Source organism: Pseudolysobacter antarcticus, assembly GCF_004168365.1.
GTDB lineage: Bacteria > Pseudomonadota > Gammaproteobacteria > Xanthomonadales > Rhodanobacteraceae > Pseudolysobacter > Pseudolysobacter antarcticus.
In genome coordinates this window covers 3959761-3971268 of record NZ_CP035704.1, presented here as the reverse complement: position 1 = coordinate 3971268, position 11508 = coordinate 3959761, and the positions used below count along the sequence as shown (strand labels likewise).

The 11508-nt window shown below is 60.6% G+C and carries 6 protein-coding genes; 1 reads left to right on the top strand and 5 read right to left on the bottom strand.

Features of this window, described 5'->3' with window-relative positions; all coding sequences use genetic code 11:
• Window positions 1-3 precede the first annotated feature (3 nt).
• The 5 genes from ELE36_RS17030 to ELE36_RS17010 form a co-directional block, all read right to left on the bottom strand.
• Window positions 4-570, bottom strand: a complete 567-nt coding sequence (locus ELE36_RS17030) for an ECF-type sigma factor (protein ID WP_129835405.1) — start codon at window positions 568-570, stop codon at window positions 4-6.
• Window positions 571-823: 253 nt separating this feature from the next.
• Window positions 824-1489, bottom strand: a complete 666-nt coding sequence (locus tag ELE36_RS17025) for an ATP-binding cassette domain-containing protein (RefSeq protein ID WP_129835403.1) — start codon at window positions 1487-1489, stop codon at window positions 824-826.
• Window position 1490: 1 nt separating this feature from the next.
• Entirely contained in the window at window positions 1491-2168 is a 678-nt protein-coding gene (gene modB, locus ELE36_RS17020; RefSeq protein ID WP_129835401.1) for a molybdate ABC transporter permease subunit, read from the bottom strand.
• A gap of 3 nt (window positions 2169-2171) precedes the next feature.
• Window positions 2172-2948, bottom strand: coding sequence for a molybdate ABC transporter substrate-binding protein (gene modA, locus ELE36_RS17015; protein WP_129835399.1), 777 nt, complete (start codon window positions 2946-2948; stop codon window positions 2172-2174).
• A gap of 124 nt (window positions 2949-3072) precedes the next feature.
• Complete coding sequence (locus ELE36_RS17010; RefSeq protein ID WP_129835397.1) at window positions 3073-3444, bottom strand: winged helix-turn-helix domain-containing protein; 372 nt, start codon at window positions 3442-3444, stop codon at window positions 3073-3075.
• 158 nt (window positions 3445-3602) lie between these two features.
• Between ELE36_RS17010 and ELE36_RS17005 the strand changes: the two genes are divergently transcribed.
• Entirely contained in the window at window positions 3603-11495 is a 7893-nt protein-coding gene (locus ELE36_RS17005; protein ID WP_129835395.1) for a beta strand repeat-containing protein, read from the top strand.
• Window positions 11496-11508 lie beyond the last annotated feature (13 nt).

Genomic DNA, 11508 nt, shown 5'->3' with positions numbered 1-11508 from the left:
GGATCATCCTGCCGTCGGCTGCGGATTCACCGCATCGAACAGGAACGCGCGCGCCTTGCGCCAGTCGCGGCCAATGGTGCGTGTGGTGACGTCGCGCAAACCGGCAATCTGCTCGACCGAAAGGCCGGCGAAATAACGCATCTCAACCAGCTCCGCAAGTTTCGGTTCCAGTGCCTGCAATCGATCCAGTGCGGTATCGAGATGGATCAGATTCAGCACATCCAGCGATTCTGCCGCCACGCTATCGTCGAGTGTGGCGGCGGTCTGCAAACCGCCGCGTTTTTCCGCGTGGCGACGTCGCGCGTGATCGATCACGATCTGGCGCATCGCGCGTGCCGCCACCGCAAAAAAGTGGCCGCGATCGCGCAGCAGCAGCGTGTCGGGCAAAGTCAGTTTCAGATACAGCTCATGCACCAGACCGGTAGTGTTGAGCGTGGGATTTGGACCGCCCGCTAGTTCGCGTCGCGCTAGACGTTTGAGTTGATCGTAGACTTCGGCGAACAGCTGATCCATCGCGGCGGGTCGGCCATCCACAGCGACCTTGAGCAGGGTGGTCAAATCCTGAGTCATCGCATATCGCGCCTGGCCATGATGCGACGAGTGTAGCCTAGTCCGATGCCACGCGGCACGCACGCGGCGGCGTGGCAGCGCGCAAGGTTTTTGCAGATTCGGTAATGCGGAGTTGCCGGGATAGCGAGTTGCATGGTGCATTGGCGTATTGCCGATTGAGTCGATTGAGCGTTGGCTTTGAACACGCAAAAGAGCGTAGCAAAAGGACATTTTTCGCCATCGCACAATAAAGCCGCGACATCGGCAAGGCCGCTTATGTGCCGACGACCTTGCCGGCGTCCAGTTGAATGACCTGGCCACCCAATGCGGCGATATCATCGGGATCGTGCGTGATCACGATCATCGGAATGTCGAACCGCGCGCGTAATGCCGCGAGCTCGACTCGCATGCGTGCGCGCAGTGGTGCGTCGAGTGCGGCAAACGGTTCGTCGAGCAACAGTAGTTCCGGTTGCGCCGCGAGCGCGCGGGCGAGTGCAACGCGTTGCCGCTGGCCGCCGGAAAGTTGCTGCGGATAACTGTCGGCGAATTCGCCCAGTGCAAATGTATCAAGCAAGTCGCCGATCAAGTTCGCAGCGCCGCGACGATGCGGAAACCAGCCGGCGCGACGCGCATAGGCGATGTTTTCGGAGACGCTCAAATGCGGGAACAAGGCGTAGTCCTGGAATACCAAACCGATGCGGCGCAGGCGCGTTGGCAGATCAATTCGGCGCTGGCTATCGAACAGGATGCGGCCATTGATTTCGATCAGGCCACGCTCGGGTTTGAGTAGACCGGCGATGCTGAGCAGACTCAGAGTTTTGCCGCTGCCGGACGGCGCGAACAACACAGTGACTTCGGCATCACTTTGCAGTTGCAAGTCGAGATGAAACTCGCGCTTGTCGGCGCGCAGATGTTTTTCGATATTGAGGCGAATGCGCATCTCACGCACCTCGTTGGCGCGGCGCACGTTGCAACAATTGCGCGGCCAGCAGCAGGATCAGAAAGCTGCTGGCGAGCGCGACCAGCACCAGCATACGCGCCTGCGTATCGTCGCCGGCCATTACCGCTTCGTAGATCGCAATCGACAGGGTTTGTGTGCGTCCGGGCAAGCTGCCGGCGACCATCAGGGTTGCGCCGAATTCGCCCATCGCGCGCGCGAATGCGAGCAACGCGCCGGCCATCACGCCGCGCCACGCCAGCGGCAAAGTGATGCCGAGAAATATCGCGAGTGGATTTGCGCCGAGCGTGCGTGCGGCATTTTCGAGCTGCGGATCGACATCGGCAAACGCCGCACGCGCAGCGCGCAACACCATCGGAAACGCCACCACACTCGCGGCGATAACGGCACCTGTCGTGGTGAAGATCAGATGGATGCCGAACTGCTGCAACCATGCGCCGACAAAACCTTCGCGTCCGAGCAATACCAGCAGGTAATAACCGAGCACGGTTGGCGGCAATACCAGCGGCAAGGTCAATACCGCTTCGATCAGGTCGCGTAAAAATCCCTTGCCGCGTGCAAGCAATGCCGCCAGCGCCACGCCAAAAAACAGCGCGAGCGCAGTCGCTATTGCAGCGATCTCAAACGTCAGCAATAGCGGTGTGAGGATCGCTGCGGACATCGGTCAGTTCGGCAGACTGAAACCGTAACGTTTGAGGATGGCCTGCGCCTCGGCAGATTTCAGCGCCGCGATGAATTCGCGTGCCAGCGCCGCATGTGCGGAGGCGCTGACCATCGCCACCGGATAGCTGATCGCAGTCTTGGTCGGCACGGTCAAAGCGACATGCACTTTTTCGGCTTGGGTCGCCGCATCGGTGGCGTAGACAAATCCCGCATCGGCTTCGTTGCGTGCGACGTAGTCCAGTGCTTGTCGCACGTTTTGCGCGAGCACGAGTTTCACTTGTAAGGGCTGCCACAGATTCTGCTCGGTCAATGCCGCCTGTGCATAACGTCCGGCCGGAACACTGGCGGGATTGCCGATCGCGATATGCTTGAACGATTCCGCTTGGAGCGCGCTCAAGTTTGGCGGGGTTTGTGTCGTGCCGTTGGGCACGATCAGCACCAGCGTATTGCCGGCGAAATCGGTGCGCGTGGAACCATCGATCCGTTGCGCGCTACCGGCGCGATCCATCGTGATTTCATCTGCGCTGGCGAACACATCGGCGGGCGCGCCTTGTTCAATCTGTTTCAGCAATACATCGGATGCGGCAAAGTTGAGGATGACCTTGTCGCCAGGATGTTTCGCTTCAAACATCTTGGCGATGTCACCGAAAGCATTCGACAAGCTCGCAGCTGCCGAAACGGTCAGTTCTTCTGCGGCAAAGGCGGAGGCCAGCGGCAGCAAAGCCAACGGCAGCAGCAGACTGCAACGCGAAAGAACATGGGAATATCTGGCGGACATCGTATATCTCGATTCGTTATAGTCAGCTGACTATATTGCCATGATGTCGATCAATCGAGGCAGCTATTATTTGCACCGATCTCCGAGCGCAGATTTTCGGCGTGCGAAATGTTTGTCATACGATTCAAGCGGTGTCGTCGGGCGCGCGCACCAGTCGCCCGAAAGCGCGCAACTCCTTGGCGAGCACAGTGGCGGACTTGGCTTCGATGGCACGGAAGCGCGCGACAATATCCAGTCCCAATGGCGTGAGCTGAGCACCGCCACCACCACTGCCACCCTTGTTCGCTTCGATCAACGGATCGCGAAAACAATGGTTCAACTCTTCGGCAAGTTGCCACGCGCGTTTGTAACTCATGCCCAGGCTGCGACCGGCTGCGGCGATCGAGCCGCAGGCATGAATTGCTTCAAGCAAATCTGCTTTTCCCGGGCCGAATCCGGCCTCGGTACCAAGCAGCAGCCGAAAACGAAATATCGCCGGAGTAACGTGTCGAGTCATTTTTCTAGTTTAGTAAGAATCCTGGGCGACATGCAGGTTTTTTTAAGACGTTGAAGATTTCTCGAAGACAAAGGTTACAAATTGCAAATTTTTAGTGTTATCGTTAGCGAATGCCTAAAGGATCGGGGTTAGGCAGATAGCGTTCAGGGAGCAAGATAATGAATAAGCGAATTATCGAGTCGCTGCTTGCGGCTTCGTTGTTTGTGCTGACGGCGTTCGTGCCGGCTGCTGCGCAAACCTATAACTACAGTGTCTACATCGACTCGGACAACAGCGCCAGTACCGGCTGCAATGTTGTCTTTCCCGATGGAACCATCAGCGGCGCTGAAGTCCATCTGCAGGCGACCGTCAATGCGGGCGCTTCGCCGAGCGTAACCACGGTCACACGAGAAACCTGCTCCGGCGGTACGTTCGGTGCGGGCACGGTCATTGGCGGCGGTTATCCGGTCGGATTGGGTAACGGTGTCGCTGGCGCGTCGGTGGTCGAATTGAACGACACGCTGGCAGCGGTGCAAGGCGGCAATACTGGTGCCATGCGACTGTATGTCGTGGGTACGAGCGATATCGGTGATGATGTTTTGCTAAGCACGAACGGCGCGCTCAATGGTCCGCCGATTCTGTTCACACCCGGCGCCATCCAGCCGAGCGCACCGGCGCAGCCGATTCCGACATTCGGTATTCCGGCGTTGCTATTGCTGGTCGGTCTTGTTGTTTTTATCGGTACTCGCGCGGCACGTCGGCGCATGCGCCGTTTCGCCGCCATGCTCATGTTGATCTGTGGCATCGCATGGGCCGGCACCTTTGTCAGCGACGGTCAGGTCGGTGATTGGATCGGTTATTCGCCGATTGCCAGCGATCCAGCCGGCGATTCCACGAGCGGCCAGGCCGCGATCGATTTGCGCGCATTTTTTGCAGCAACCCAAGCCGGTAATATCTTTTTCCGCATCGACGTGGCGAACGTCAACGCGCTGAGTCCGCCGATCACGGTCGACGACAGCTATACTGCATCATCGGGAGTCACGCTTAATATCGCTGCGCCGGGCGTGTTGAGCAACGATACGGTAAATAGCGCAACGATCAGCGCACACACTGCGCCCACGCACGGTGCGCTGACACTGAACGCCGACGGCAGCTTTGCTTATACGCCGACCACTGGTTATACGGGCAGCGACAGTTTCACCTATACGTTGACCAATTCCGGCGGTACTTCCACGGCGACCGTCACGTTCACTGTGGTTGCCGGTCCGGTTGCTGTCGCCGACAGTTATACGACTAGCGTCGGCACGGGCCTGAGTATCAGCGCGCCCGGCGTGCTGAATAATGATCAGCTCGGTGCGCCACCTGCCACGATGAGTTCCTACGGTGGCGGCAGTCTCGGTGGTTCGGTTACGGACAATACACCCGGCGTAGCCGCGAGCGGCACACTCGGCGGTGCGGCGCTGACCTTGAACGCCGACGGCAGTTTTGTCCTCGGCGCGCCAACCACGGCTGGCAGCTATACGTTCCTGTATCGCATCGGCAACAGTCAGGGCACCTCGGACGGCATCGTAACCGTGCAGGTGAACGAGGCGCCATTGATCACAAGCACGAACACGACCACCTTCAACGTCGGTTCGGTGAGCAGTTTCAGCATCACTAGCACCGGCACACCGAACGCAACGATCGGTGAATCAGGCACGTTGCCTAGCGGTGTGATCTTCACGCCCGGCAGCGGCGGGACAGCAACCTTGTCGGGCACACCTGCGACGGGTACGTCCGGTAGTTATCCGCTGACATTGACAGCGACGAATGGCATCAGCAGTCCGGCGACGCAAAACTTCACGTTGATAATCACTGAAGGCCCGGCGATTACCAGCGCGATCACTACCACCTTCACCGTAGGCACCGCCGGCACTTTCACCGTCACCGGTTCTGGCGCACCGACGCCGACGCTGAGCGAAAGCGGCGCGCTGCCGAGTGGTGTGACCTTCACCGCGGCTACTGGCGTACTCAGTGGCACACCGGCAGCGAGCACGGGCGGTTCGTATCCGATCACATTCACTGCCACGAATGGCATCGGCAGTCCTGCCACGCAGAATTTCACGCTGATCGTTGATCAGGCGCCGGCAATCATCAGCGCGGCGACGACCACATTTACAGTTGGCAGCGCCGGCACATTCAGTATCACCACGACCGGTAACCCGAATGCGGCAATCAGCGAAACCGGTGTATTGCCGAGCGGTGTGACCTTGGTAGACGGCGGTAATGGCACAGCTACATTGTCCGGTACGCCAGCAGCGGGCACGGGTGGCAGTTACCCGATCACGATAAACGCCAGCAACGGCATCGGCACCGCGGCAACGCAGAACTTTACCCTGGCCGTCGATCAGGCACCGACAATCACCAGCGCCAACGCAACGGCATTTGTCGTCGGCGCCAGTGGAAGTTTTACCGTAACGGCCAGCGGCGTACCATCGCCAACCTTGAGCGAAAGCGGCGCGTTGCCAACGGGTGTAACCTTCGCGCCAGGCACCGGGATTCTTGCAGGCATTCCAGCGATCGGCACGGCTGGTAGCTACCCGATCACGTTCACGGCAACCAATGGTATCGGCGTTCCGGCAACGCAGACATTTACCTTGCAGGTCAATGAGGCGCCAGCAATCACCAGCGCCAACACGACCACGTTTAACGTCGGCTCGGTGAGCAGCTTCAACATCACCAGTACGGGTACACCGAATGCAACGCTCGGCGAGTCGGGCACCTTGCCTAGCGGCGTGATCTTCACGCCCGGCGGCGGTGGCACGGCGACCTTGTCGGGCACGCCAGCGGCAGGCACATCTGGCAGTTATCCGCTCACGTTAACGGCAACCAACAGCATCGGCAGTCCGGCGACGCAGAACTTCACGCTGGTCGTAACCCAAGGCGCGGCAATCACGAGTCCGAGCAGCACAACCTTTACGGTAGGCACAGCGGGTACCTTCACCGTTACCGGCGCTGGCGCCCCTGCACCAACGCTTAGCGAAAGCGGTGCTTTGCCGAGCGGCGTGACTTTTGTTGCGGCCACCGGAATATTGAGCGGCACACCGGCAGCGGGCACAGGTGGCTCGTATCCGATCACATTCACGGCGACAAACGGCGTGGGCAGTCCGGCGACGCAGAACTTTACGCTGACCATCGACCAAGCCCCCGCGATCACCAGCTTGGCGACGACCACGTTCACGGTCGGCACGGCAGGCACGTTTATTGTCAACGCGACCGGCAATCCGAACCCGGCGATCAGCAAGACCGGTGCGTTGCCGAGTGGCGTGACCCTGACCGACAACGGCAATGGCACGGCGACCTTGTCCGGCACGCCGGCCGCGGCCGCGGGCGGCAGTTATCCGTTGGCAATCACCGCGAACAACGGCATCGGCAGCGCGGCAACACAGAATTTTACCCTAGTCGTTAATCAGGCGCCGACCATCACGAGCGGCAGTGCCACGGCATTTGTGGTGGGAGCGTCCGGAAGTTTCACCGTCAGCGCAACAGGTACACCCAGCCCGACCTTGAGCCAGACCGGCGTGCTGCCAACAGGTGTGACTTTCGTCGCTGCAACAGGTGTGCTGAGCGGCACTCCAGCGGCAGGTACGGCTGGCTCGTATCCAATCATATTCACGGCGACCAATGGTGTGGGCAGTCCGGCGACACAGGCATTCACGTTATCGGTGAATGCCGCGCCAGCAATCACTAGCGCTAACACGACCACCTTCAACATCGGCTCGGTTGGCAGTTTCAGCATCACCAGCACCGGCACGCCGAACGCAACGATCAGTGAATCGGGCGCCTTGCCGAGCGGTGTGATCTTCACACCGGGCGGCGGCGGTACCGCGACCTTGTCGGGTACACCGGCCGCGGGTACGTCCGGCAGTTATCCGCTCACGTTGACGGCAAGCAATGGCGTAGGCAGTCCGGCGACGCAGAACTTTACCTTGGTCATCACCCAAGGTGCCGCGATCACCAGTGCGAACAACACCACATTTACGGTAGGCACAGCAGGCAACTTTACCGTTACCGGCTCGGGTGCACCGGCGCCGACTTTGAGCGAGAGCGGCACGCTGCCGAGCGGCGTGACGTTCGTTGCGGCCACGGGAATCTTGAGCGGTACGCCAGCGGCGGGCACGGGCGGTTCGTATCCGATCACATTCACGGCAACGAATGGCGTAGGTAGTCCCGCCACTCAGAACTTCACCTTGACCGTCAATCAGGCGCCGGCGATCACGAGCGTGGCGACAACCACGTTTACGGTCGGCACGGCAGGCACGTTCGCTGTCACCACGACCGGTAATCCGAGTGCTGCAATTACCGAAACCGGTACTCTGCCGGGCGGTGTCATCCTGACCGACAATGGCAACGGTAGCGCGACCCTGGCAGGCACACCAGCTGGCGGCACCGGTGGCAGTTATCCGATCACGATCAGCGCCAACAACGGTGTCGGCAGTGCAGCGACGCAGAGCTTCACGCTCGTGATCAAGCAGGCACCTGCGATCACCAGCGCCAACACAACCACCTTCACCGTCGGTACTGCGGGCAGCTTCACCGTAACCGCCAGCGGCACGCCGGCATCGACCTTCAGCGAAACCGGTGCGTTGCCCTCGGGCGTGACGTTGAATACGAGCACCGGCGTTCTCGCTGGCACGCCTGCGGCCACTACGGGCGGTTCGTATTCGATCACGCTGACCGCGGCTAACGGCGTTACCCCGAATGCGACGCAAACCTTCACCCTGATCGTCGATCAGGCACCTGCGATCATCAGCGCCAATACCACCACCTTCGTGGTCGGTACGGCGGGTAGCTTCACGATCAACACGACCGGTTACCCGAATGCGGTCACGAGCGAAACCGGCAGTTTGCCGAGTGGTGTGACGCTCGTCGACAACGGCAATGGAACGGCGACACTGGCTGGTATTCCGGCGGCAGGTACGGCAGCAAACTACACGCTGAACCTCAGCGCGACCAATTCGGTCGGCAGCCCGGCGACGCAGACGTTTACGCTGGTCGTGAATCAGGCCCCAGCGATCACCAGTGTCAACACGACCACGTTCACGGTCGGCGCGGCGGGCACGTTCACGGTTACGGCGAGTGGTGTGCCGGCGCCGACACTGAGCATCAGCGGTACCTTGCCGAGCGGCGTGACCTTCACGGCTGCTACAGGCGTACTCGCCGGCACACCGGCTGCGGGTACCGGTGGCACGTATTCGCTGACGTTCACCGCCAACAACGGCGTGACCCCGAACGCGGCGCAAACCTTCACCTTGACCGTTCAGCAGGCACCGGCCATCACCAGCGCCAACAACACGACGTTCACGGTTGGCACGGCTGGCACGTTTACGGTCACCGCGAACGGCGTACCGGTGCCGACACTTAGCGTCACCGGCACCTTGCCGGGCGGCGTGACGTTCACGCCGGCCACGGGCGTACTTGCGGGCACGCCGGCAGTGGCCTCGGGAGGCGTTTACGCCTTGACGTTCACGGCCAACAACGGCGTCACCCCGAACGCAACCCAGACCTTCACCCTGACCGTCAAGCAGGCGCCCGCAATCACGAGCATCAACACCACCACGTTCACAGTCGGTACTGCGGGTAGCTTCACGGTAACCGCGAGCGGCACGCCAGCGTCCACCTTCAGCGAAACCGGTACGCTGCCCTCGGGCGTGACTTTGAACCCGGCTACCGGTGTCCTCGCTGGCATACCAGCGGCGGGCATGGGCGGCTCGTATGCGATCACGCTGACGGCGGCCAACGGTGTTACGCCGAATGCGACGCAAACCTTCACCCTGATCATCAACCAGGCACCGGCGATCACCAGCGCTAACTCGACCAATTTCACGATCGGCAGCGCCGGTACGTTCACCGTCGTCGCCAGCGGTTATCCAGGCTCGAGCTTCAGCGAGACCGGCGCGTTGCCGTCTGGCGTCACGCTTTCCACCGCGGGGCTGCTCAGCGGCACGCCGGCAGCAGGCACGGCGGGTAGTTATCCGATCACGATCTCGGCGACCAACGGCGTCGGTTCACCAGCGACGCAATCATTCACGCTGGTGGTGTTGTCGCCTTGCGTCACGATCACGATCAGCGGTGCGTTGGCGAATGGCTTGTACCAGACCGCTTACAGCAATCCAGCTTTCACCCAGACCGGCGGCACGTTGCCGATCACATGGAGTGCGACTGGCTTGCCGGCAGGCTTGAGCATCAACGCCGCTACCGGCGTGGTCAGCGGCACGCCAACCACGACGGTTGCCGCGGCCAACGTCACGATCGGGATTAGCGACGCGAACACGTGTCCGGGCAGCAAGGCGCTGACCGGCTTCAAGGTGGCCCCAATTGCAGGCAATAACAGCTACACCACGGTAGGCAATACGCCGCTGGCAGTGGGCAATACGCTGACCACGCCGTACGTCACCAACGCCACGAGCCTATTCTCAAATGATAGCGGCCCTGGCACGCTGACGACGACCGCGGGCACGTCCGCCACCAGCGGCATCGGTAGCGTTACGCTGGCTGCGAATGGCAACTTCACCTATACGCCGCCGATCGGCGTCACCGGGACCACCGATACCTTTACCTACATCGTGACTGACGGCAATGGTGTGACTAGCGCGCCGGCTACAGTGACAATCACGCTCGCGGGCAAGGTTTGGTATGTGGATGGCAGCGCCGGTACCAACGGGAACGGTGCCGCGGCCACGCCGTTCAACACGCTGGTCAGCGCGAGTAGCACACACTTGGCGGGCGACACGATCTTCGTCAAGAGCGCCGGTACGGCAACTACCACGCCGGGTGCGATCTCGCTCAAGGCCAGCAGCACGTTGTGGGGCCAAGGCACCAGTCTGCCGGCGATTGCGGGGGTGGCGATCCTCAATACGTCAGCAACCAGCAAACCGAAGCTGACTGGTACCGTCACGCTGGCAGGCAACAACGTCACCGTGAGTTCGCTCGATATCAACACCAGTGGTGCGACCGGCTTCACCAACACCGGCACCACGACCGGGGCGGTGGTGCAGAACAGCGTCACTGTGACGACGGCGAACGCCGTTGCGGTTAGCCTGACCAACATCGCCGGTACGCTGAATTTCCTCAGTGTTTCAGCCAGTGGCGCCGCCAACGGGATATTGCTCAACAATCTGTCCGCGGGTTCATTCACCGTGACCGGTAGCGGCTCGGCAGGATCAGGCGGGACGATCTCGGGCATCACTATCTCGGGCGCGGCAATCTCGGTGACCAATACGACAGTGGCGACCAGTTTCAATTACATGGCGTTGAGCAGCAGCGCCGGCAATGTGATTGGTGTGCTAGCTACCGACGCGCTTGCTTTGACCGTGGCGAACTCGACTTTCAGCAATTTCGCCGTAAACGGCATCAACGCAAAAACGTCGACCACCAGCACCAGCAATGGCACGTTCAACATCCACGACAATACGATGAACGGCACAGGCGCCGATGTCATACACCTGGACTTCCAAGGCAGCGGTAGCTTCACCGGGCATGTCAACAGCAATACGATCGGTACCGCGGCGGTAGTCGGTTCCGGTTCGCCCTCCGGTAGAGGCCTGTACCTGCTAAACGACGGCACCGGCACGGTTACGGTGCAAGTCGACAGCAATCATATCGAACAGATCACGCAGGATAACGGTATTTATTTTGTGACTAAAACAGGTACAGCGGCGCTGAGCAAACTCAATATCACCGCGACCAACAATGTCGTCCACATGCCGACCTTCACGAATGGATCCGATGCAATGTCGGTGGTTGCGAATCTGGCGCAGGCATTCGTTTGTCTCAACGCCACCAGTAATACTCTGGCTGCTGCAGGCACCTCACTTCCAGCCGTTGGCATCAGTCTCGAAGACAGTCCTGCGGGCGCCAACAGCACCTTCCAGCTGCAGGGCTATACCGGTGCCGGAACCGACTACACGGCGGTGCAGAACTTCCTGAATGGTCAAAACACGCTGAGCGGACCGGGCGGCGGTTCAATTGCCGAGAGCCTCCACGGCACCACCACTGGCTTCACCAACGGAACCTGCCCCATTGCACCCTGAGTACGATGTTGTT

Coding starts and splice junctions, on each gene's coding strand:
- ELE36_RS17030 (WP_129835405.1), bottom strand. CDS start 570: ATGACTCAGGATTTGACCACCCTGCTCAAGGTCGCTGTGGATGGCCGA.
- ELE36_RS17025 (WP_129835403.1), bottom strand. CDS start 1,489: ATGCGCATTCGCCTCAATATCGAAAAACATCTGCGCGCCGACAAGCGC.
- modB (WP_129835401.1), bottom strand. CDS start 2,168: ATGTCCGCAGCGATCCTCACACCGCTATTGCTGACGTTTGAGATCGCT.
- modA (WP_129835399.1), bottom strand. CDS start 2,948: ATGTCCGCCAGATATTCCCATGTTCTTTCGCGTTGCAGTCTGCTGCTG.
- ELE36_RS17010 (WP_129835397.1), bottom strand. CDS start 3,444: ATGACTCGACACGTTACTCCGGCGATATTTCGTTTTCGGCTGCTGCTT.
- ELE36_RS17005 (WP_129835395.1), top strand. CDS start 3,603: ATGAATAAGCGAATTATCGAGTCGCTGCTTGCGGCTTCGTTGTTTGTG.